At 70.4% G+C, this 21,388-nt stretch carries 17 protein-coding genes; 5 read left to right on the top strand and 12 right to left on the bottom strand.

All coding sequences use genetic code 11. From position 1 onward, the window contains the following. Positions 1-178: 178 nt before the first annotated feature. Positions 179-1,591 (bottom strand): aminotransferase-like domain-containing protein, encoded by a 1,413-nt coding sequence (locus ASF40_RS19065; RefSeq protein ID WP_056372119.1) that lies wholly within the window; start codon positions 1,589-1,591, stop codon positions 179-181. On the opposite strand from ASF40_RS19065, the gene ASF40_RS19070 reads away from it, so the two are divergent. Next, a complete protein-coding gene (locus tag ASF40_RS19070; protein ID WP_056372121.1) occupies positions 1,590-2,531 on the top strand; it encodes a DMT family transporter in 942 nt (313 codons plus the stop codon). The genes ASF40_RS19065 and ASF40_RS19070 overlap by 2 nt on opposite strands. Then, on the top strand, positions 2,531-3,133 hold the full coding sequence (locus tag ASF40_RS19075; RefSeq protein ID WP_056372124.1) for an FMN-binding negative transcriptional regulator: 603 nt from the start codon (positions 2,531-2,533) through the stop codon (positions 3,131-3,133). The genes ASF40_RS19070 and ASF40_RS19075 overlap by 1 nt, the downstream gene beginning before the upstream one ends. On the opposite strand, the gene ASF40_RS19080 is transcribed toward ASF40_RS19075, so the two are convergent. Both ASF40_RS19080 and ASF40_RS19085 read right to left on the bottom strand, forming a co-directional pair. Beyond that, positions 3,123-4,532, bottom strand: coding sequence for an aldehyde dehydrogenase family protein (locus ASF40_RS19080; protein ID WP_056372126.1), 1,410 nt, complete (start codon positions 4,530-4,532; stop codon positions 3,123-3,125). The two genes, ASF40_RS19075 and ASF40_RS19080, sit on opposite strands and share 11 nt — an antisense overlap. 89 nt (positions 4,533-4,621) lie before the next feature. Next, a complete protein-coding gene (locus tag ASF40_RS19085) occupies positions 4,622-5,539 on the bottom strand; it encodes a helix-turn-helix domain-containing protein (RefSeq protein WP_056372128.1) in 918 nt (305 codons plus the stop codon). A gap of 162 nt (positions 5,540-5,701) precedes the next feature. On the opposite strand from ASF40_RS19085, the gene ASF40_RS19090 reads away from it, so the two are divergent. Next, positions 5,702-7,225, top strand: a complete 1,524-nt coding sequence (locus tag ASF40_RS19090; RefSeq protein ID WP_056372129.1) for an APC family permease — start codon at positions 5,702-5,704, stop codon at positions 7,223-7,225. 96 nt (positions 7,226-7,321) lie between these two features. Here the strand turns inward: ASF40_RS19090 and ASF40_RS19095 are convergent, their stop codons facing one another. Genes ASF40_RS19095 through ASF40_RS19110 form a run of 4 tightly spaced genes read right to left on the bottom strand, consistent with a single transcriptional unit; the run spans position 7,322 to position 11,978 of the window. Beyond that, positions 7,322-8,656 carry an HNH endonuclease signature motif containing protein gene (locus tag ASF40_RS19095; RefSeq protein WP_056372131.1) on the bottom strand — a complete coding sequence of 445 codons (1,335 nt, stop codon included), beginning with the start codon at positions 8,654-8,656 and terminating at the stop codon, positions 7,322-7,324. 53 nt (positions 8,657-8,709) lie between these two features. After that, positions 8,710-9,279, bottom strand: coding sequence for a dihydrofolate reductase family protein (locus ASF40_RS19100; RefSeq protein WP_056372133.1), 570 nt, complete (start codon positions 9,277-9,279; stop codon positions 8,710-8,712). Then, positions 9,276-9,851, bottom strand: a complete 576-nt coding sequence (locus ASF40_RS19105) for a dihydrofolate reductase family protein (RefSeq protein WP_056372136.1) — start codon at positions 9,849-9,851, stop codon at positions 9,276-9,278. Before ASF40_RS19105 ends, ASF40_RS19100 begins: the two co-directional genes overlap by 4 nt. A 54-nt stretch (positions 9,852-9,905) precedes the next feature. Beyond that, entirely contained in the window at positions 9,906-11,978 is a 2,073-nt protein-coding gene (locus ASF40_RS19110; RefSeq protein ID WP_082497215.1) for a primary-amine oxidase, read from the bottom strand. A gap of 156 nt (positions 11,979-12,134) precedes the next feature. Here ASF40_RS19110 and ASF40_RS19115 point away from each other — a divergent pair, with 156 nt between their 5' ends. Further along, positions 12,135-12,986 (top strand): nitroreductase family protein, encoded by an 852-nt coding sequence (locus tag ASF40_RS19115; RefSeq protein ID WP_056372380.1) that lies wholly within the window; start codon positions 12,135-12,137, stop codon positions 12,984-12,986. Positions 12,987-13,163: 177 nt separating this feature from the next. On the opposite strand, the gene ASF40_RS19120 is transcribed toward ASF40_RS19115, so the two are convergent. The 5 genes from ASF40_RS19120 to ASF40_RS19140 form a co-directional block, all read right to left on the bottom strand. Beyond that, positions 13,164-13,694 (bottom strand): NADPH-dependent FMN reductase, encoded by a 531-nt coding sequence (locus ASF40_RS19120; protein WP_056372137.1) that lies wholly within the window; start codon positions 13,692-13,694, stop codon positions 13,164-13,166. A gap of 26 nt (positions 13,695-13,720) precedes the next feature. Then, positions 13,721-15,073 (bottom strand): LLM class flavin-dependent oxidoreductase, encoded by a 1,353-nt coding sequence (locus ASF40_RS19125; RefSeq protein ID WP_056372139.1) that lies wholly within the window; start codon positions 15,071-15,073, stop codon positions 13,721-13,723. Then, complete coding sequence (locus ASF40_RS19130; RefSeq protein ID WP_082497216.1) at positions 15,070-16,458, bottom strand: O-acetylhomoserine aminocarboxypropyltransferase/cysteine synthase family protein; 1,389 nt, start codon at positions 16,456-16,458, stop codon at positions 15,070-15,072. Before ASF40_RS19130 ends, ASF40_RS19125 begins: the two co-directional genes overlap by 4 nt. Before the next feature lie 128 nt (positions 16,459-16,586). After that, positions 16,587-17,585, bottom strand: coding sequence for a magnesium/cobalt transporter CorA (gene corA, locus ASF40_RS19135; protein ID WP_056372141.1), 999 nt, complete (start codon positions 17,583-17,585; stop codon positions 16,587-16,589). A 103-nt stretch (positions 17,586-17,688) separates the two neighbouring features. Continuing rightward, positions 17,689-20,307, bottom strand: a complete 2,619-nt coding sequence (locus ASF40_RS19140) for a penicillin-binding protein (protein ID WP_056372143.1) — start codon at positions 20,305-20,307, stop codon at positions 17,689-17,691. A 99-nt stretch (positions 20,308-20,406) separates the two neighbouring features. On the opposite strand from ASF40_RS19140, the gene ASF40_RS19145 reads away from it, so the two are divergent. Then, positions 20,407-21,375: a hypothetical protein gene (locus tag ASF40_RS19145; RefSeq protein WP_056372145.1), complete on the top strand. Its 969-nt coding sequence runs from the start codon at positions 20,407-20,409 to the stop codon at positions 21,373-21,375. Positions 21,376-21,388: the final 13 nt, after the last annotated feature.

Here is a 21,388-nt window from a genome sequence, read left to right on the forward strand (position 1 = left end):
GCCGGGGAAGTGTCTCCTCGATGCCGTGCCACGACGCTAGACAGCGGCATCCGTCTCGTCCACGGTGCGGTGAAACACCAGGACACGGGCCGTAACGCACATCCGTCCGGGTGGTCGTACGACCATCGTCCGATGGCGGCTCCGCCCCGTACGTGCAACCTGCAGTGACGACGGCCGCTCACCCGCCGATCCCGGCGAGCACTTCGCCGAGGACGCGGCCCGCGTCGGCGAATCGCCGCGGGTCTTCGCTGGAGTAGTTGAGACGGACGAAGGGGCCCGACGGCTCCGCCGGGAACCACTCGTCGCCCGCCGCGATGATGAGGCCCCGGGACTCGGCCCGGCGTACGACCAGACCTGCGTCGGTGCCGTCGGGAAGGCGCGCCCACAGGTTGAGCCCGCCAGCCGGGGTCGTGTCGATGTGCGCGGTCGGCGCGTGCTCGCGGACGCTGTCGAGCAGCAGGTCGCGGCGGCTGCGGAGCTGCCCGCGCAGGCCTCTGAGGTGCGTGCGCCACGCGGGCTGTGTGACGACGTCGAGCGCCGCCGCCTGCAGCAGCCCGCTGACGTACATCGACTCGGCGGCGCGATCGGTGAGGACGCGCTCGCGCGCCGGCCCCCGTGCGATCACGGCCGCCACGCGCAGCGCCGGCGACACGCTCTTGGTGAGCGAGCGCAGGTAGATGACGTGGCCGTCGTCGTCGTGCGCCGCGAGGGGACGGGGGTCGGCGTCGATGGCGAGATCGTGGGCCCAGTCGTCCTCGATGAGGAACGCGCCCCTGCGCCGCACGATCTCGAGGATCGCGTCCGAGGTCGCGGACGGCCACTGCCCGCCGGTCGGGTTCGCGAACGTCGGCTGTGCATAGAACGCGCGCGCGCCGGTGCGCTCCAGCGCACGCTCGACCTCGTCGGGGTCGGGGCCGTGCGGCCCTGAGGGCACCGGCACGAGGGTGACGCCCGCCTGCTCGGCGGCGAGCATCGCGCCCCAGTAGGTGGGCGACTCGATCACGAGCGGCCGGCCGGTTCCGACGACGGCGCGGAAGATCGACGAGAGCCCGCTCTGGCTGCCCGAGATGATCAGCACATCGCGCGCTGTCGGGGGCGTGATCCCGGCGGGTGCGGCCGCGGCGAGCTCGTGCGCGAACCAGTCCTGCAACTCCGGCATTCCGGTCACTGGCGAGCGGGTGATCGCGGCACTCGAGCGCGCCGCGCGGACGATGGCCGCGCGGACCGCACGCTCGGGGAGCAGATCGGATGCCGGGTACCCCGAGTGCAGACCGATCGCATCGGGTGCGACCGACCGCTGCGTCGACGACAGCATCGACACGCGCGCCTGCGGCGTGCCCAGCGCCGCCGTCTGCCAGCCGTAGTCGGCGGGCCGTGCGGGGCGGATCGCGCGCACGAACGTGCCGACGCCGGGGCGGCTCTCGACGAGACCGGCCTCGATGAGCCGGCGCATGGCCTTCTGCACCGTCACGGGGCTCGCCTCGTACTCCGCGACGAGTGCGCGGTTGGACGGCAGCTGCGATCCGGGCGGGGCCGCGGCGATCCAGGTGCGCAGAGCCGTCGTGATGCGGGCGGTGCTATCCTGACTCATGACAGAACAGAGTAGCGCTACTCCCCTCGGTGCGACAGTGCTACCCCGCGCCGCGGGACTCGGCTGGGGAGCCGTCGGCATCTTCGCCTTCTCGTTCACGCTCCCCTTCACGAGCATCGCGGTGGCCGGCCTGTCGCCGCTGTTCATCGGCTGCGGCCGCGCGGTCGTCGCCGCGCTGCTCGCCGTGCTGGTGCTGTCGATCGCGCGCCACCGGCGTGCCGCAGCTGTCCCGCTCCCGAGGGCAGTCCAGTGGGCGCGCCTCGCGGTCGTCGCCGCGGGTGTGGTCGTCGGCTTCCCGCTGCTCACGTCCTTCGCGCTCGTCTCGGTGCCCGCCAGTCACGCCGTCGTGGTGATCGGACTGCTTCCCGCCGCGACGGCGGTGATGGCGGTGCTGCGCGGCCACGAGCGTCCTGCCGCGGCGTTCTGGGTGTTCGCGGTGCTCGGCGCGCTCGCCGCGATGGCGTTCGCCTCCCTGCAGAACGGCGGGCTGGGCGAACTGCACGAGTCGGATCTGCTGCTGTTCGTCGCGGTGCTGCTGTGCGCGCTCGGCTACGCCGAGGGCGGCCTGCTCGCCCGCGAACTGGGCGCCTGGCAGACGGTGTCGTGGGCGCTGGTGCTCGCGTCGCCGCTCATGGTGGTCGGAGCCGCTGTGGGGTGGTTCCAGCAGCCGCCGCACGCCTCCCCGGTCGAGTGGGCCGCGTTCGCGTACCTCGGGGTCGTGAGCATGTTCCTGGGCTTCTTCGCCTGGTACCGGGGACTCGCGATCGGCCCCATCGCCCAGGTCGGCCAGGTGCAGCTCATCCAGCCCGTGCTCGGCATCCTGTGGTCCGCCCTGCTGCTCCACGAGCGCATCGGACTGCCGACTCTCCTCGGCGGCCTCGCCGTCATCGCCTGCGCCGGATTCGCCGTGCGCACCCGCCTCACCCGGAAGGACGCCTGATGCGCCACACGCCCCGCTACCTCATGACCGATCCCGAGCAGGTGAAGGAGCTGATCCGTCACCACCCTTGGGCGACCTTCGTCTCGCCCGTCGGCAGGCTGGTCGCCTCGCACTACCCGGTGCTGCTCGACGAGGAGGCCGACGACATCGTCGTGTTCAGCCACTTCGGGCGCCCCGACGACGAGCTGCATGAGCTCGGCTCCCATGAGATTCTCGTCATCATCCAGGGACCCCACGACTACGTCTCGCCGAGCTGGTACGCGCCGGGCGACCTCGTGCCGACGTGGAATCACGTCACCGCCCACCTCTACGGCACGCCCGAGGTGCTCTCCGACGACGAGAACTACGCGATGCTCTCGCGGCTGACCGACCACTTCGAGCAGGGGCATCCGCACGGGCGGAGCCTCGCCGAGGACGAGGCCGGCACCCGGCGCATCGCGAAGGGCACGGTCGGCCTGCGTGTGCAGGTCACCCGCTTCGAGGCGCGCGCGAAACTCAGCCAGAACAAGCCCGCGGAGGTGCGTGAGAACATCACGGCCCACATCGCCGCGCACAACCCCCCGTTGGCGCAGGCGATGCGGGCCGTGGAGGTCAGCGGCTGATGACCTTCGGCGCGGCGACGGCCTTGAGGCCGGCGACGCCGAACTCCTGGCCGTAGCCCGAGGCCTTGGTGCCGCCGAACGGCACCACCGGGTTCAGCGCCCCGTGCTGGTTGATCCAGACGGTGCCCGCCTGCAGGCGCTGGGCGACCGCGACGGCGGCGTCGACGTCTGCCGACCACACGGAGGCGCCCAGTCCCTGTTCCGAGGCGTTCGCGCGGCGGATCGCGTCGTCGACGTCGGAGTAGCGGATCACCGGGATGGCGGGACCGAACTGCTCCTCGTCGACCAGACGCGCGCCGTCCTCGATGTCGGCGACGACCGTGGTGCGGTAGAACAGCGGGCCGAGCTCGGGCGCGGCCTCGCCGCCCACGACGACACGCGCACCGCGCTCTCGCGCGTCATCGACGAGGTCGCGCACGACGTCGAACTGCTTCTCGTTCTGCAGCGGCCCGAGCACGTTGCCCTCGTCGAGACCACGCCCCATCGGCATCGTCTGCGCCATGCCGGCGAGCGTGTCGACCACCTCGTCGTACACCGAGTCATGGACGTACAGGCGCTTGAGGGCCGCGCAGGTCTGGCCGGTGTTGATGAAGCAGCCCCAGAACAGGTTCTCGGCGATCGCGGCGGGGTCGGTGCCCGGCAGCACGATCCCGGCGTCGTTGCCGCCGAGCTCGAGCGTGAGCCGCGCCAGATTGCCCGCGGAAGACTCGACGATGCGACGGCCGGTCGCGGTCGAGCCCGTGAACATGATCTTGTCGATGCCGGGGTGGCCGGCGATCGCCGCGCCCACCTCACGATCGCCCGATATAACGGTCAGCACGCCTTCGGGCAGGTGCCGGTTGAAGACCTCGGCGAGAGCCAGCACCGACAGCGGGGTGAACTCGCTGGGCTTGACCACCACGGTGTTGCCCATGCGCAGCGACGGCGCGATCTGCCACACCGTGATCATCATCGGCCAGTTCCACGGGCCGATCGCGCCCACGACGCCGAGCGCGTCGTAGTGCACTTCGGCTCGCGATTCGCCGGCCTCGAAGACCACCTCGGGCTCGAGCGGGGTGTCGGCTGCGGTGCGGGTCCACACCGCGCAGGCGCCCACCTCGAACCGCGCGTTGGGGCCGTCGAGCGGCTTGCCCTGCTCGCGCGACAGCAGCTGCGCCAGCTCCTCGGCGTTCGCTTCGAGGTCGTCGGCGACGGCGTTCAGGATGCGGGAGCGCTCGGCGTGGCCGAGCGCGTTCCACGCCGGCTGGGCCTGGCGCGCGGCGGCGACGGCGGTGTCGAGGTCGGCCACGGTGTGCACGGGCGCGTAGCCGATCGTCTCGCGGGTGGCAGCATCCGGGATCGCCCGCCCCAGGTCTTCAGAAACGGTGATGGCGTCCAGAATCGACGTCGCGACGGTCATGGGATCCTCCTCGATCGGGTCTGACTCGATTGTCGGAGGATGCTGCGCGCCGTGGTTGACCGCCCGCGCAGGCTGCTTGACCGCCCGCGCTACGCCAGGCGCACGCCGCTCGGCGGCACGCCGAAGTGCGCGCGGAAGGTGCGGCTGAAGTGGGCGGCGTCGACGAAGCCGTTCGCGAGGGCGACGTCGGTGATCGAGCGGTGCGCCTGCTGCGGGTCGACGAGGACGTCGTAGCAGCGCTCGAGGCGACGGGTGCGGATCACCGTGGAGACGGTCGTGCCCTGCTCGTTGAACAGGGCGTGCAGGTGACGCACCGAGATGAAGTGCGCCGCCGCGATCTGGCTGGGGGAGAGCTCGCTGTCGGAGAGGTGCTCGTCGATGTGGTCGAGCACCCGCCGCATGAGCGTGCCGTGCGCATCGGTGCTGGTCGCCTCGCGGCCGAGGTTCTCCTCGAGCAGCGTGCCCACCATGTCGACGGCGGTGCGGAACATGCGGCGCGCGAGGTGCGCGTCGAGCTCGCCGGCACCGCGCGCGAGCGAGGCGACGTAAGGCGCGATCATGGCGCCCACGCCGCCGGCTCCGTCGAGGCGCGTCGCGGTGAGGCGGCCGATCGTCTCAGCGGGGATGTCGAGCATGACCTTCGGGAACATCACGACCGACATCCGCATCGTCTCGTCGAAGAGGAGCGAGTACGGGCGGTCGGTGTCGTAGATCGCCATGTCGCCGGCGCGCAGCGAGGTCTCGCGGCCGTCCTGGACGATGAGCCCGCTGCCCCGCTCGATGAGCGAGAACTTGAAGTACTGCTGCGGCGCGCGCGCGATCAGGCCGGGGGTGCGGTGGACGCTGTGCCCGTCGGCGGCGATGCCGAAGACGTTGATGTCGCCCGCCACGGCGGCGTCGAGCGCGCCGCGGAAGCTCTCGTCGTGCTCGGCGTGCACGTCGAGTGCGACGACCGCGTGCGACACGGCGTGGCGGTACGCCGTGAACGACAGGGGTTCTTCTGACATGGGCTCACCTCACTGTGGCCGAATCGTATACGATTCGCGAGTTTACCACGCGGAGGCCCGATGTGCCCCCACAGGCAAGGACTCTGCCCGCGGCGTCAATCCCGGGTGGTCCGGCCCCGGGACGATGATCCCGACCCGACCTGAGCATCGAAGGAGCTGCACATGGCCACCTCCGGCCCCACGACCTCGACGACCCGCACGGCAGCGCATCGCCGTCTCGGGGTCCTCGCCGTCGCATTCATGATCATCGCCGCCTCGGCGCCGTTGACCGTCGTCGCCGGCGGGGTGACCAGCGCCTACTCGGTCACGCATGTCGACGGCATCCCGTTCGGCTACATCGTGCTGGCCGCCGCGCTCGCGATCTTCGCGATCGGCTACGCCGCGATGAGTCGCTTCATCACGAACGCCGGCGCGTTCTACTCGTACGTCTCGCAGGGGATCGGCCGGCCCGCCGGCGTCGGGGCATCGGTGCTCGCGCTCATCGCCTACAACGCGATGCAGATCGGCATCTGGGGCATGTTCGGCTTCCAGATCTCGTCGTTCATCGAGTCCAAGACCGGGTGGGCGAGCCCGTGGTGGGTCTGGGTGATCCTCGGGATCGTCGTCGTCGGCATCCTCGGCGTGAACCGCGTCGATCTCTCGGCGAAGGTGCTCGGTGTGCTCGTGGCGCTGGAGTTCCTCGCGGTCATCGTCTTCGACGTCGTGGCCTTCGTGAACCCCGCCGAGGGCTTCACCGTCGCGCCGATGACCCCGTCCGCGCTCTTCGTTCCGGGCGTCGGCGCCGTGCTCGCGTTCGGCATCGCCGCGTTCATGGGCTTCGAGTCCGCCGCGATCTACGGCGAGGAGTCGAAGGACCCCCAGCGCACGATCCCGCGCGCGACGTTCCTCGCGGTCGCCGTCATCGGTGTGTTCTACGCGATCTCGTCGTGGGCGCTCGCGCTCGCCGTCGGCCCGGCGAAGATCACCGACCCGACCGGCATCACACCGGAGGAGGCCGGCCCGCCGCTCTTCTTCAACTTCGTCGCCGAGCACCTCGGGGTGCTGTGGGTCGACCTCATGTCGATCCTCTTCATCACGAGCCTCTTCGCGGCCTTGGTCAGCTTCCACAACGCGGTCTCGCGCTACGCCTTCTCGCTGGGCCGCGAGGGCGTGCTGCCCCGCCAGCTCGGCACCGTGCGCACCTCGAGCGGCGCGCCGTGGGCGGGTTCGCTCGCGCAGTCCGTGCTGGCGCTCGTCGTCATCATCGGGTTCGCGATCGCCGAGGGCGGCTGGAACCCCGAGAACGGCCCGTACCCTGTGCTCACCCTCTTCACGTGGCTCACGAACCTCGGCGCGTTCGGCCTCGTGCTGCTCATGGTGCTGGTCTCGGCGGCCGTCATCGGGTTCTTCCGGCGGAATGCCCGTGACGTCGGTGCCGGGAGCCGGTTGGTGGCGCCGATCGTCGCCCTCGTCGCGCTCGGGATCGTGTGGATCCTCATCCTCGTGAACTGGGACGTGCTCCTCGGCCAGCCCCAGTCGACGCCGACCACGTTCATCCTTCCGGCGATCCTCCTCGTGCCCTCGATCGCCGCGGTGCTGTGGGCCTACTGGCTCCGCAAGGCCAAGCCCGACGTGTACCGCCAGATCGGCCACGGAGCCGACGAGGCGGAGGCGCCCCACCTGGGCAGCGAGCCGGTCGGCGTGTGACCCGCTGACGCCGAGAAGAAGGGCGACGGATGCTGCAGCATCCGTCGCCCTTCCTGTCCGGGCGTGCGGGATCCCGGTGAGGCCGTCTGCCGTCGTTCAGAAGGGTGCTTCTGTGCCCAGCCCGTCGTCGATGCGGGGCCGGGGAGAGGGGCGCACCGTGAAGGTGGGGACTTTGCGCTCGGGTTGCACGACGTATCGACGCCCAGTCGGAGAGGTCCACGCCACAGCTCCGCCTGACCCCTCGATCTGCCGGACCTGCCAGTCGGTGTTGTCTTTCACCAGGTGGTGCCCCTTGCAGAACGGAAGGGTGTTGTCGAGGCACGTCTCGCCCTCGTCGACCCAGCGGATCTGGTGATCGATCTCGCACCGGGAAGCGGGCATCGAACAGCCGGGGCCCATGCATCGGTCGGCTCGCCATCTCACGAGTCTCTTCAACGGGGCTGGTGGCGGGTAGCTGTCGCGCCCGACCGAGAGGACCATCCCGGTCTCGGGGTGTGTGAGCACCCGCATCCACCGGCTACCACCTCCGCACAGTTCGCGGGCCTTGGACAGCGGGATCGGGCCGATGCCCTCCACGACGGGCGGGTCACCGGCATCGGCGAACTCGTCGTCGAGAAGGGCGAGGACCGGAACGGTGACGACCACCTGCGCCCGGATGCCGGACGCGGCCGCGGGGAGGTGATCGGTAGACCCGTCGAGGAGGAGGTCGGTCGCAACGTCGGCGCGGAGCTGGTCGAGTGTGCGGGTCTCACCTTCGGCCTTGCGGATCGATTTCGCCATCTGTGTGAGCCGGCCGTGGATCGCGTGGATCTCCACGTCGGGTGCGAAGATCCACAGCCCGGACATTCCGTCCTCTCCACGTTCTACGGCGATGCGTCGTTGCGTGACCGCACGCTGGTGACGGTCTTCCAGGGTGGCGGCCTGGGCGCTGTCGATCAGGGCGCGCAGCGCCCGACGGAAGGTGCCCACCGGCTCCGACTCTGCCGACGGCATCGCTCGCTCCAGCAGTCTGTCGCGAAGCTCCGGCGGCGCCTCGTCGAGCAGGTCGGCGATGATCTCGGCGTGCTTCTCGGTGATCCGTCCCGAACTCAGGGCGTCGAGCGCCGCGGGATACCGGCGCACCAGCGCCTCGGCCAGAGTGATCAGCCGGCCGGCAGCGTACTCCGTGACCCGCATAGCTGCTGCCAGTTCGAGCCGGATCGACCGCTCGACGATGTCCCGGACTCCGTCGCCGCGGCCACTCGCCTCGCGAAGCAGTTCGCGCCGCATCGAGTCGATCCGCGTCACCCGCTGCGCCGCGAACACCGACATCATCGTCGCCGTCTCGACGACCAGGTCTACCGCGTCCGGCACGTGCGGAAAGCACACTTCGCCGATGTCATCCGCCCACACATCATCCCTGCTCTCGGCGGGAAGAGACGTTTCGGGCATGCTTCGAGTATAGAACAAATATTCGAATCTCGCCATACCCGGGACCGGTCGCGTCAAGCCGCTGCTCGCTTCGGCCGGTACCGCAGGGCGACCGCTCCCGATCGGAAGTCATGGCGATCCACGAGCTCGAGCGGGATGCGCTCGCGAAGACCGGCGAGCAGCGTCGGCCCGTGTCCGGCGACGATCGGCTGCACCACGAACACGTACTCGTCGATGAGTCCCAGATCCGCCAGCGCGAGGGGGAGCGTCACGCCACCTACGAAGAGACCCTTGCCTGGCTCCTGTTTCAGCCGGTGAACCCCTCGCCCCAGGTCGCCTCGCAGCAATTCGGCGTTCCAGTCGACGTCGCCGAGTGTGCTCGACACGACGTACTTCTTCGCTCGGTCGATGGTCTCGGCGAACGGGATCTCCCACGCTCTCATCCAGTCCGGCCACGTGCCCGTCGTCGGCTGCCGCCACGCCGACTCCATCATCTCGTAGGTCACCCTGCCGAAGATCAGGGCGTCGGCTCGTGCCATCTCCGCGGTCCAGTAGCGCATCGACTCCTCGTCGGGGGCGAGCCCCGCCTCGTGATGGCAGCAGCCGTCGAGTGTCACGTTGATCGCATATCGAAGTGGCCTCATCTCGTTCCCCTCCTGTCGGGGTCGTGCTGCACGTCGTACCTCACGTGCGTGATTCCCTTGGACGGGATCACGCGCGTCGGCTGCAGCCGGATGGGCGTGCTCGCAAGATGATCGAACAGCTTGACGCCCGAGCCGAGAAGGACTCCCGTGATCGCGAGCTCCACCGCGTCGACCGCGTCGGCTGCAAGGAGCTGCTGTGCCACGTCAGGGCTGCCCATGATGTAGACATCGCGGTCGCCTGCCGCCTGCATGGCCCGGGCGAGCGCATCTTCCGTGGAGTCCACGAAGGTGAAAAGGGAGCCATTCCTGAAGACCGGCTCGCGCGCCTCGTGCGTGGGCACGAACACCGGCATCGGGAAGACGTCCTCGTCGCCCCAGGCGGCATCCCCCGCTCGGAGAGTGCGGGCGCCGAAGATGACCGCGCCGGCGCCCAGGAACTCGCCGCCCACCTGCGGATGCATCTCCATCGTCGGGTCTCCGAAGGCCCATCCGTGCAGCACGGACAGATCGTCGTCGGGACCCGTGGCGAATCCGTCGAGAGACATCGACGCGTAGAGCACGACTTGCGACATGACGGCAATGTATACGCTGTCCACATTTGTGTCCAGAGCCGCGTCCGATTTTTGTCAGTGACCGCAGGCGCACCCCTCGCCCATGCCGCAGCCGCCGTCGACCGCGGCTCTGGCGGCCCGGGGACCCGCCGCGCCCGCAGCCCGATGACCGACCCCGTGCGCCTGGCTCGACTCGGGGACATCCATCGCGGGGTTCACATCGAGGAAGCCGTACGGCTTGAACCAGAAGCCGGCGTAGTCGACCGGCATGATGGGCCAGTCCTCGGGACGCGGGATGTGGGTGAGGCCGAACGTGTGCCACAGCACGAGGTCCTCGCCGTCGATCGAGCGGTCGTCGGCCGTGTAGGCCGGAAGTCCCGCACCGCCTCGGTGGGCGTTCGGGTAGCGGCCGGCGGGCCAGCGCTCGTCGTGGTCGTACGCGGTGCCCCACAGGTGCTTCGTCGCGAACGCGGCGCGCGCCGCCACCGACGAGGCAGGGTCCGCCATGAGCAGCGCGGTCGGCTGGGGGAGCAGGTGGTACGCGGTCGGCTTGCCCAGGTGGTTCGTCTTCGAGGCGCTGCGCACCTCCCACACCCGGGCGACCGACGTGTCGGCGATGCGCTGGGCCTCGGCCTCGGTGCGCAGCGGGGTCTCGGTCCAGGTGAAGGCGTTGCCGAACGGGTTCGCGTCGCCCATCGGGATGCGGGCGGCGTCGATCTCGACGAGCCGATTGTCCTCGCCGTCGATCGCGACGTCGAGCCGCGCCGAGAACAGGTGCTGGTGCACCGGCGCGAACACGCCGGGCGCGATCTCGGGGGCATGCGGGTTCGTCGATCCCGGCACACCGCCGCCCACGAACACGATGCCCGTCGCCTTCGCCTCGAGCTGGATCGAGCCGTCGAGGTAGAAGTACCAGTAGAAGCCGTAGTCGTAGTTGCCGATCGTCGAGAAGTACGACACGACCAGGCGCCGCGACCGGCGCACGTGTGAGCCGACGGGACCCTGTTCGGTGTGCTTCCAGAGGATGCCGTAGTCCTCCTCGTGCATGCACACCACGTTCGGGATCCGCACGGCATGTCCGTGGTCGTCGGCGACGTGGCCGTCGAAGTACCGGATGACGCCGAGGCAGTCGCAGCCGAGCTCCAGGTGGTTGGCGTTCTTGCCGAGCAGGTACTCACCGGCGTCGAAGTAGCTGATCCAGAAGCGCGTGTTCGACGTGTCGCCGTAGGGCACGACCATCTCGGGCACGCTCGCGCGCGTCAGCACCGGACGGTCGTCGAACCGCACGTCGTGCAGCACGAGTCCCTCGCGGGCGTTGAAGTCGACGCGCATCGACCAGTTCTCCCACTCCACGCGGGACCCGGTCACGGCGAAGCTCGGGCCCTCGGGCTGAGTGATCTCGATCGGCTTGAGGCTGGTGCGGGCAGGACCCACGGCATCCGGGGTGTACTTCCCGCTTCCCGAGGGGACGGGCACGTCCCCTTCGTCCTCGATGCCGATGACCGCGTTCGACACGAGGTCGACGTGGACGATGAGGCCCTCGACCGGGTGCGCCCAGGGGATGTCGTCCTCACTGTCGCGCAGGAATGTGAGCGAGCGGATGACGCGGCGCCCGACCTCGTTCTCACGCCCCACGAACCCGGGCGCCAGCGGCGAGCAGAACGCGAGGTCGATGCGGTCCGCGAGGCCGCGGCGCGTCATCGCGGCGCGCCACTCGGGCGAGGTCTTCACGATCTCCGCCGCGCGGTCGTACTCCTCGAACAGGTACTGCGGCTGGCCGTACGGTGCCCGCGACGGGTCGAGCTCGCGTTTCGCGACCACCGCCTCGCGCGAGATGGACACGATCGCCTCGACGAGCGCGCCTGTCGCAGCATCCATCAGCGTCACGTCCACGCGACGGTCGAAGGGCTCGCCGGGCGACCAGGCGGCGAGCTCGTCCTTGGTCGGCTCGTCGGGCAGCAGCATCGGCACCCGCACCGTGTCGCCGAGGAGGCCCGCCGACACGAGGATCCCGCGGGCGCCCTCGATCTCGTCGGCGGTGAGCGGATCGAGCGGATGCCGCGGCTCGGCCTTCCTCACGGCAGTCACCGGAATGAGGTCCGGGTTGTCGTGGGGCTGGGTAGGCGCGTCGTGCGTGTGCGCAGGCATGGGGCCTCCTTCATATCCGCCCCCACTCTTCCGCTCGCGGGCGCCGGTGTCTTGACCCGGTGCGCAGGAAGCGTGACTGCGGGCGCGACGGAGTCACGTTGCGGCGTGTTTCGGTGCGACATGAGGCGGCGGCGGCCGATGGGCGACACTCGGCGCATGGCCGTCATCCCCCTCACCACAGACCCCGCGGTCATCGATGCCGCACTCATCGCGCATCGGCGCTACGGCGATGCGGACCTCGGGGTCGCGCTGCGAGTCGACGACGCGGGAGTGATCCCGCTGCTCCTCGCGCATCGGTCTGTGCGCGCGTTCGGAAGCGCGCCGCTCGACGATGCCGTGGTCGACACCCTGGTCGCCGCGGCGCAGTCCGCGTCGACGTCGTCGAACCTCCAGTCCTGGAGCGTCGTCGTCGTGCGGGATCCGGCCCATAAGGACGCCGTCGCGACGCTCGCCGGCGACCAGCAGTTCATCCGTGACGCTCCGCTGTTCCTCGTGTTCGTCGCCGACTGGGCACGCGGCGTGGGCCTCGCGCGGGGTCGGGGCGAGGCATCCGAGGGCATCGGCTTCCTCGACAGCACGCTCGTCGCGACGGTCGACGCCGCCATCGCGGCGCAGAACACGATCGTCGCGGCGGAGGCGCTCGGCCTCGGCGCGGTGTTCGTGGGAGCAGTCCGCAACAACCCGGAGGAACTCGCGGAGCTTCTGGGGCTTCCCGCGGCATCGTTCCCCGTGGTGGGCGTGGCGATCGGGGAGCCCGCGGCGGACGACACGTCTGAGATCAAGCCGCGCCTTCCGCAGGCCGTCGTACGTCACGATGAGCGGTACCGCGTGGCCGATCGCGAGGCGCTCGAGGTCTACGACCGGACGCTCCGCGGGTTCAACGCGTCCCAGGGGCGGACGGGCGGCTGGATCGAGTCCGTCGTCGCTCGCGTGCGCAGCCGAAGCGCCCTGCACGGCCGGGATCGCCTGCGCGGCGTGCTCACCGAGCGCGGCCTGCCGTCGGACTGAGGGGCCTCGACCGAGCACCCCCCGCGCAGTCGGCCCTTCGCGTCACATCCGGGTTCGGACGCGGCAGCGCGGGCCGACTCGGTGCGCGGGCGCGTGTGTCGCGCCGGGTCCGGACGCGGCAGCGCGGGCCGACCGTACCGGCTCGCGCCTGGCCGACTCACGCCGGGCAGGACCGGATCAGCCGACGCGCACCGGCTCGACCGGCGAGCCGAGGGCGGGAGCCAGTCGGGGCCATTCGGCCTCGAGCCACGACGCCACGATCTCTTCGCGGCGATCGGCGTCGCCGGCGGGGAACGCGATACCGCGGGTCGGAGTCGAGGCCCCGAGCTCGACGAGCAGCGGGCGAAGCCCGTGCTCGACGGCCAGCGCGTGGCCGGGACCGCCGATCGTGAGAAGCGGCACCGCGGTCACCCCTGCGAGACCGTTCGCGCCGTAGCGGTCGAGGAACGCCTTGAGCAGCCCGGTATAGGTCGCCTTGTAGGTGGGGCTCGCGACGATGAGCACGTCGGCGCTCGCGACCCGGTCGAGCAGCGCGTCGATCTCGGCGTCGGGGAAGCGGAAGAGCGAGCCGGCCACGTCGGCCACGTCGATCGTCGGCTCGACCACGGCACCGCCGCGGTCGGCGAGCTGGCGGGCGACCTCCTCCGCCACCAGCCGGGTGCGCGAGGCGGACTGCGGGTTGCCGACGAGGACGACGATCGATGACATGGGCGTTCCCTTTCAGAGGTGGGGGCTCAGAAGGCGGACAGGTTGGCGCGCAGACCGCCGTCGACGTACTCGGAGCGCAGGATTCCGCGACGGCGCAGGATCGGCACGAGCTCGTCGAGAGCGCGATGGATCGTGACGGGGTGGAGGTCGCCCGAGAAGATGACGCCGTCGTTGTCGGCGTCATCGCCGAGCGCCTCGATGACGTCGGCGATCTCGTCGGCCGTGCCGACGGTCCCGCCGATGCCGTCGGTGACGTCGGTGACCCGGCCGAGGCGCGCCTTGCCGGTGAGGATGTCGCGCAGCGGCACGCCGTCGAACGAGTCGAACGTTCCCTGGAGGCCCCGGATGGTGCCCTTCGAGACGTGCTCGCCGAAGACCGCCGGGTCGAGCGGGCGATCGAGGTCGAGCGCCGTGAGGTCGGTCTCGAGGTCGCTCGACCACGCTTCCGCGACCTCCCGCAGCGTCGCCTCGTCGGGCGAGGCGGACGCCGCGACGATGCGATCGGCTTCTTCCCGGCTCGCCGCGACGATGGGCTTGAAGACGAACAGCACCTTGATGTCGGAGGGATCGCGGCCGTTCTCGGCTGCGGCGGCGTGCACGCGAGCGCGGTACGAGCGGATGCTGTCGGCATCGAGGTTCGACAGCGCCAGCTGGATCTGCGAGTTCGCGCCGGCGAAGCCGATGCCGCGCGGCGATCCGCCGGGCGACGCGACGATCGGGTCCCCACTCTCGCCGTTCGGCCCTGACGGCAGCGGCTCGGCGTTCAGCGGCCCATCGAAGGAGAAGTACTCGCCGCGGTGCTGCACGGCGGAGATCTGGGAGCCGTCCGCGTAGATCTGCGACGCCGGGTCGGCGATGAGTGCCCCGTCGCCCCAGCTGTGCCACAGCAGGCGCAGCGCGTCCAGCCACTCCTGGGCGCGATCGTAGGCGGCGTCGTGCGACAGGCGCTCGAGCCCGAAGTGGTGGGCGCTGCCCACGTCGGTGACCACGTTGAGTCCGAGGCGGCTCGAGCTCAGGTGCTGCAGCGACGCGAACTGTCGCGCGGCGAGATACGGCGGGTAGGCGCCGGCGTTCACGGTGGGGATGACGCCGAGGTGCCGCGTCGCCGCGAACAGGTACGGCGCGAGCGTCCACGGGTCGTGCTTCGGACCGCCGTACGCCTTGCGCACGCGCAGGTTCAGCGTCTCGGGGGTGATGCCCACCGACAGTGCGTCCTCGATGAGCACGAAGTCGAAGCCCGCTTGCTCGAGGTCGCGCGCGGACTGCTGGTAGAGGTCGGGCTTCTGCCAGGCGTAGTTCCACTCGTAGGAGGGGCGGCCCCAGCCGTGCGGGCCGAAGCCGCGCGAGAGGAACCAGCCGAAGTGCTGCTGACGGGTCATGACGCTCCCACGGTGCTCAGAAGGTCGGCGGCCGCTGCGGCGGCCAGGGCGTGGTCGAGATCGGCGATGAGGTCGTCGGCGTCTTCGAGGCCGATCGACAGGCGCAGCAGGCCGGGGCCGATGCCGCGCGCGGCGAGCTGCTCGTCGTCGCGCAGCACGTGCGTGGTGGTGGCCGGGTGCAGCACGAGCGACCGCACGTCGCCGAGGTGCGTCATCCGTGTGAACAGCCGCAGCGCGTCCGTGAACGCTCGCGCGGCCTCGCGGCCGCCGTGGAGGGTCACGGCGAACACCGATCCCTGGCCGTGCGGCAGGTAGCGCTGCGCGAGTGCGTGGTGCGGGCTCGACTCGAGTCCGCTGTAGTCGACCGACCCGACGCCGGGGTGCTGCTCGAGCCAGCGGGCGATGGTCAGCGCGGTCGCGGACTGCCGCTGCACCCGCAGCGACAGCGTCTCGACGCCCTGCAGGATCAGGAACGCATTGAGGGGCGACGGCGCGGGGCCGAATCGCATCGCGACGCGTCGGGCGAACTCCAGGAATGCGGTGCGCGGCGCCCGCTCGGCATAGGTGAGCCCATCCCGTCCGCGTTCCCGTGCGAGTTGGGGGTACGCGTCGGCGTGCGCCGCCCACGCGAACGTGCCACCGTCGACGACCACTCCGCCGAGCACCGTGCCATGGCCCGCGAGGAACTTGCTGGCCGAGTGCACGACGATGTCGGCGCCGTGCTCGAGTGGGCGCAGCAGATACGGCGTCGCGAGCGTGTTGTCGACCACCAGCGGCACGCCGTGCCGGTGCGCCACCGCGGCGAGCCCGGCGACGTCGAGCACGTCGTTCTTCGGATTGGGGATCGACTCCGCGAACACGAGCTTCGTACGAGGACGGATGCCGCGGCCCCACGCCGCGAGGTCGTTCGGGTCGTCGACGAAATCGACGACGACGCCGAAGCGCGCGAGGTCGTCGCGCAGCAGTTCGCGAGTGCCCTCGTAGATGCTCGACGATGCCAGTACGTGGTCGCCCGCCGAGACGAGCGACAGGATCGTCGTGGTCACGGCCGCCTGACCGCTGGCGACGAGGAGCGCGCCGACGCCGGATTCGAGGTCGGCGACGCGCTGCTCGACGGCGACGTTGGTCGGGTTGCCGACCCTCGTGTAGCTGAACCCGTCGTCGGTGCCGGCGAACCTGGCATGCGCCTGGTCGAAGTCCTCGAACTCGAATCCCGCCGTCAGGTAGATCGGCGTCGCGCGCGGCCGATGCGGACCCGCCGGACGGTCGCCCGCGTGCAGCTGACGGGTCGCGAAGCCGAGGCTCGCCTGGGGCAGGCCTCCTGACCGGAACGCGTCGTCGACGGGCGCCGCAGGTTCGGGCGCGGGCGGGGCGTTCTCGGGCATGGGGTCACGCTAGGCGCATCGTTGCTCGCGCTCCCGCGTCCGCGTCATCCGGCGTCCCCGGACGACACGCGGCGTCATCCGAACACCCCGCGCTGCGGCGTCATCCGAACACCCCGCTGATCTCTGTTTCAGAGCCAGTGGCGCTTGCGGAACACCCAGTAGAGGGTGAGGCTCGTCGCCGCCATCAAGCCGAGCGCCATGGGGTAGCCGAGCGGCCATGCCAGTTCCGGCATGTATTCGAAGTTCATGCCGTAGATCGTGCCGACCAGCGTCGGGCCGAACAGGATCGCGGCCCAACCGGAGATCTTCTTGACCTGCTCGTTCTGGACGAGCGCCGTATCGGTCTGGCGTTGCGTCACGATCGTCGCGTTGACGGTGAGGGCGTTGTCGAGGATCAAGCGGAACGCCGAGGCCTTGTCGATGATGCGCAGCGCGTGATCGTGCACATCACGGAGCGACCGCTGCAGCTCGAGGTCGACCTCGTACTTCGGTGCACCGCGCTGCAGCGACTCGAGCATGTCGGCGAGGGGAGTGACCGCGCGCTGGAGCATGATCACCTCGCGGGACAGGTCGTAGATGCGCTTGGAGAGCGACACGCCCCCGTGCTCGAACAGCGCGTCCTCGATCTCGTCGATGTCGTTCTCGACGCCCTCGATGACCGGCGTGTACTCGTCGACGACCTCGTCGAGGATCGCGTAGAGCACGGCCTCCGGCCCGAGCGCGAGCAGCTCGGGCTCCTGCTCCATCCGCCGGCGGACGCGGCTGAGATCGGGGGACTCCGCATGCCGGATCGTCACGATGAAGTCGGGGCCGACGAACACGTGCAGCTCGCCGAAGTCGACGGTCTCGGTCTCGTCGATGTAGCGCGCGGGCCGCAGCACGACGAAGAGGATGTCGCCGTAGCGCTCCAGCTTCGCGCGCTGATGGCCGGTGAGCGCGTCCTCGACCGCGAGGGGGTGCAGGGCGAACTCGCCGGCGACCTGCGCGATCTCCTCCGGGGTCGGGCGGAACAGCCCGATCCACGCCATCCCGTGCTGGGCGCGGGTGTACTCGAAGGTCTCGGCAAGGCTCGACGGATTCTCGATCCGCTTACCGGCGACGTACACGCCGTTGTCGACGATGGGCATCAGACGATTCTCCTCGGCGCGGGGCCCGGTGGGCAACGATCCTCACGATTCCGTGACGAGCGTGGATGCCGCGCCGCAGCGTCCGTCGTCACGAGGCGTGGGATCAGCCGCCGCCGCCGTTGCCGCCTCCGCTGTTCCCGTTGCCGTTGCCGTTGCCCGTCCCGCCGCTGCCGGTCCCGCCGTTGCCGGTACCGCCGTTGCCGTTGCTCTCGCCGTCGCCCGGGTCGGAGGCGGCCGGGCCGGCGCTGGGATGGATCGTGACGGTCGCCCCGGCGGCGGCCCGGCCCGCGCCGGGATCCTGGCTCGCGACGAGCCCGGCCGTGACCTCCGACTCGACGGTGTCGCCGACCTGCACGGCGAACCCCGCCGCCTCGAGCCGGCTCCGGGCATCCGCGATGCTCAGTCCCGTGACGTCGGGGACCGTGGCCTGCGAAGTCTTGGTCAGCTGCGGGTCGGGGCTCGGGAAGGCGTCCCCTCCGTAGGCGTCGTTCGCTGCGGCCTGCACCGCCCGGCCGATGCGATAACGGATGTCCGACAGCCGGGTGCCGTCGTGCCAGGTGTTGAAGACGTCTCCGCCGCCCTCCACGTTGCCCGCCCAGGTCGCCGTGGTCACCTTGGTGCTCGACTCGATCATCCAGGTCTGCCATGCCTCGTGGGTGCCGGTCTTGCCGAGGAGAGGGGTGCCGTCGCCGGGGTTGCCGGCGGCTCCTGTTCCTCCGGAGGCCATCACGCCCTGCAGCGCGTAGGCGGCGGTCGCCGCGATGCTCGGGTCCAGGGCCTGGGTGCACGAGCGTGCGGGCTTCGCGATCTCGGTGCCCGCAGCATCCGTCACCCGATCGATGACCTGCGGCTGGCAGTAGGTGCCGCCGTTGGCGACGGTGGCGTAGGCGGCGGCCATCGCGATCGGCGAGACCTGGGCCGTGCCGATGACGGAGTTGAGGCTGTCCATCGAGATCGGCGTGCCGTCGCTCTGGGTGACGCCGAGCTTCGCCGCCACGTTCTGGATGTCGCAGAGGTCGAGCTTCTCCGCCATCGCGAAGTATCCGGTGTTCAGCGAAGCCGCGGTGAACTGCAGGGGCGTGCCGACGCGGCCCGCCGCCTTGCCGAAGTTGTTGACGAGGGTGTTCGACGTGTTGTCCCAATCGCCGTCGCACGAGTTGGTGAGGTGCGTGAAGACCCGCAGCCGCCCGTCGAGGGTCTCATTCACCGAGTGTCCCTGCTCGAGCCAGTCGAGGAGGGTGAACAGCTTGAAGGTCGAGCCGGCGCTGAAGCCCGTGGATCCGCCCACCGAGGGATCCCCGGCGAAGACGAGCGAGGAGTAGTCGGGATCGTCATCGGCCGCCGCGTCCTCGCCGTACTTCGTGTTCTGCGCGATCGCGAGGATGCGACCCGTGGATGCCTCCATGCTCACGGTCGTGGAGCCGAAGCGTCCCGTCGACGCGCCAGGGGACGTCGGCATGGTGGCCGAAGCGGGCGCGTACTGCGTCATCGCGGCCTCGGCGGCGGTCTGCACACGCGAGTCGAGGGTCGTGTAGACGTCCAGGCCGCCGCGCTGGAGGGTCTGCAACCGGTCGGTCGCGGTCTCGCCGAAGGCGGGGTCGCTCAGGATCACGTCCTTCACGTACTCGCAGAAGTACGCCGCCCCGCCCGCCGCGGCGCACCCCGTGACCGTCGGCGTGATGGCCGGCGTGATCGGCTCGATCGCGGCGGCGACGTACTCGTCGTGCGTGATCTTGCCGTCGTCGAGCATGCGGTTCAGCACATAGAGCTGGCGCACCTTCGTCGAGGTGTATCCATCGGCCGCGGCGAGCTTCTGCTCTTCGGTGATCTCGCCCGACGTCACCAGCGCGTCGAGCGCCCCGAGCTTCGCGCCGTCCTCGATGGCGCCGTCCGGCGCCTTGTTGAGGGTCGTGCCGTCGGATGTCGTGATCGAGCCGGCGGGGCGATCGATCCGGTAGCTGTTGGGGTTCTGCACCATGCCGGCGAGGGTCGCCGCCTGTGCGACGGTCAGGTTCGCGGCGGTCGTTCCGAAGTAGTAGCGCGCGGCCGCTTCGACGCCGTAGGTGGTGCCGCCGAAGTTGGCGATGTTGAGATAGCCGAGCAGGATCTCGTCCTTGGAGTACTCCTGCTCGAGCGCGATCGCGTATCGCATCTCCTGCAGCTTGCGTTCGATGCCGGCCGTGCCGGAGGACGTGGTGGCCTCGGACCAGCAGTCGTACTTGGCCTGCTGCGTCTTCGCGGTCGCCTCGCACTGCTGCACGAGGACGTTCTTGACGTACTGCTGACTGATGGTCGACCCGCCCTGGGTCTCGCCGCCGCCCTCGAGGTTCGACAGCACAGCCCGGGTCGTGCCGATGATGTCGACGCCGCCGTGGTCGTAGTAGCGCGGGTCCTCGCTCGACAGGATCGCGTCGTACATCGCCGACGAGACCTGGTCGTAGGCGACCGGCGTGCGGTCCTGCTCGAGGAACTGCGCCAACAACTGCTCCTCACCCGTGTCGGGGTCGGTGGCGTAGAAGTTGCTCGGCACCATCAGCTGGTCGATCTGGAGCGTGCTCGGCAGGTTGTCGAACAGCGTGATCGCCTGCGATGCGGCGGCGCCCGTGAGGGCGACCGCCGGGGTGACGGTGGCGGCCACGAGGACTCCGGCCAGGGCGCTGAGGCCGAGCAGCCCGGCGATACCGCCGAGGAATCCGCTCGCCCGTCTTCGGGATTCGGGCATGCGGTCGAGCGTAGGAAGTGGGCCTGGGCGGTTCTGGTGACGAAGCTATGCGCCAGGTGGACGCCGCGGACTGTCGGCAGGTGCGACTAACCTGCCCGCATGACCATCGATCAGGATCTGCTCGACTGGCTGCTCGACTCCGACCCGGCGCTGCGCTGGCAGGTCGAGCGCGATCTCGCCGGGGCTCCGCCCGAGGTCTGGCAGGCGACGCGCGCGCGTGTGGCGACCGAGGGTTTCGGAGCGCGACTGCTCGCCGAGCAGGGCGCCGACGGCCAGTGGGCCGGAGGGGCGTTCTTCCCCGCGGGCTTCTTCGGCAGTGACGAACAGGACGAGCCCGGTCAGCCCTGGGTGGCGACGACCTGGGTGCTGAAGGACCTCCGCGAGTGGGGCGTCGACGCGACGGTGCTCGATGGCACCGCGGAGAAGATCGCCGCGAACAGCCGGTGGGAGTACGAGGACCTGCCGTACTGGGGCGGCGAGGTCGACGTCTGCATCAACTCGTACACGCTGGCGAGCGGCGCGTGGCTCGGCGCCGACGTCTCGCGGCTGGTCGCCTGGTTCCCCGAGCATCGCCTGGCCGACGGCGGCTGGAACTGCGAGGCCGAGGAGGGCGACTCGGTGCGCTCGTCCTTCCACTCGACGCTCAACGCGGCGCGCGGCATCCTCGCGTACGAGCGCATCACGGGCGACACGAGCATGCGCGACGCCCGCCACGGCGGCGAGGAGTACCTCCTCTCGCGCCACCTGATGAACCGCGCGACGACCGGTGAGGTCGTGGGCCCGTTCGTCACGCGGTTCGTGTACCCCAACCGGCACCGCTACAGCGCGCTGGTCGCCCTGGACCATTTCCGCGACGCCGGACTGCTCGAAGGCACGCCGCCCGACCCTCGTCCCGCCGACGCCGTCGAGGTCGTGCGCGCCGCCCGGCAGCCCGACGGCACGTGGCTGCAGACCACCCCGCTTCCCGGCCGCACCTGGTTCGACGTCGACGTCGCCGAGGGCGAGCCGTCGAAGTGGCTCACGCTGGTCGGCACACGGGTGCTGGATTGGTGGGATGCCTCGGCCTGACGTGCCTTCCGCC

The sequence above is a fragment of the Microbacterium sp. Leaf288 genome (assembly GCF_001422925.1).
Classification (GTDB): Bacteria; Actinomycetota; Actinomycetes; order Actinomycetales; family Microbacteriaceae; genus Microbacterium.

Excerpts from the sequence above, each read along its gene's own strand:
- ASF40_RS19090 (WP_056372129.1), top strand. The coding sequence starts at position 5,702 with ATGGCCACCTCCGGCCCCACGACCTCGACGACCCGCACGGCAGCGCAT.
- ASF40_RS19095 (WP_056372131.1), bottom strand. The coding sequence starts at position 8,656 with ATGCCCGAAACGTCTCTTCCCGCCGAGAGCAGGGATGATGTGTGGGCG.
- ASF40_RS19080 (WP_056372126.1), bottom strand. The coding sequence starts at position 4,532 with ATGACCGTCGCGACGTCGATTCTGGACGCCATCACCGTTTCTGAAGAC.
- ASF40_RS19110 (WP_082497215.1), bottom strand. The coding sequence starts at position 11,978 with ATGCCTGCGCACACGCACGACGCGCCTACCCAGCCCCACGACAACCCG.
- ASF40_RS19070 (WP_056372121.1), top strand. The coding sequence starts at position 1,590 with ATGACAGAACAGAGTAGCGCTACTCCCCTCGGTGCGACAGTGCTACCC.
- ASF40_RS19100 (WP_056372133.1), bottom strand. The coding sequence starts at position 9,279 with ATGAGGCCACTTCGATATGCGATCAACGTGACACTCGACGGCTGCTGC.
- ASF40_RS19140 (WP_056372143.1), bottom strand. The coding sequence starts at position 20,307 with ATGCCCGAATCCCGAAGACGGGCGAGCGGATTCCTCGGCGGTATCGCC.
- ASF40_RS19120 (WP_056372137.1), bottom strand. The coding sequence starts at position 13,694 with ATGTCATCGATCGTCGTCCTCGTCGGCAACCCGCAGTCCGCCTCGCGC.
- corA (WP_056372141.1), bottom strand. The coding sequence starts at position 17,585 with ATGCCCATCGTCGACAACGGCGTGTACGTCGCCGGTAAGCGGATCGAG.
- ASF40_RS19125 (WP_056372139.1), bottom strand. The coding sequence starts at position 15,073 with ATGACCCGTCAGCAGCACTTCGGCTGGTTCCTCTCGCGCGGCTTCGGC.
- ASF40_RS19115 (WP_056372380.1), top strand. The coding sequence starts at position 12,135 with ATGGCCGTCATCCCCCTCACCACAGACCCCGCGGTCATCGATGCCGCA.
- ASF40_RS19075 (WP_056372124.1), top strand. The coding sequence starts at position 2,531 with ATGCGCCACACGCCCCGCTACCTCATGACCGATCCCGAGCAGGTGAAG.
- ASF40_RS19145 (WP_056372145.1), top strand. The coding sequence starts at position 20,407 with ATGACCATCGATCAGGATCTGCTCGACTGGCTGCTCGACTCCGACCCG.
- ASF40_RS19130 (WP_082497216.1), bottom strand. The coding sequence starts at position 16,458 with ATGCCCGAGAACGCCCCGCCCGCGCCCGAACCTGCGGCGCCCGTCGAC.
- ASF40_RS19065 (WP_056372119.1), bottom strand. The coding sequence starts at position 1,591 with ATGAGTCAGGATAGCACCGCCCGCATCACGACGGCTCTGCGCACCTGG.
- ASF40_RS19085 (WP_056372128.1), bottom strand. The coding sequence starts at position 5,539 with ATGTCAGAAGAACCCCTGTCGTTCACGGCGTACCGCCACGCCGTGTCG.
- ASF40_RS19105 (WP_056372136.1), bottom strand. The coding sequence starts at position 9,851 with ATGTCGCAAGTCGTGCTCTACGCGTCGATGTCTCTCGACGGATTCGCC.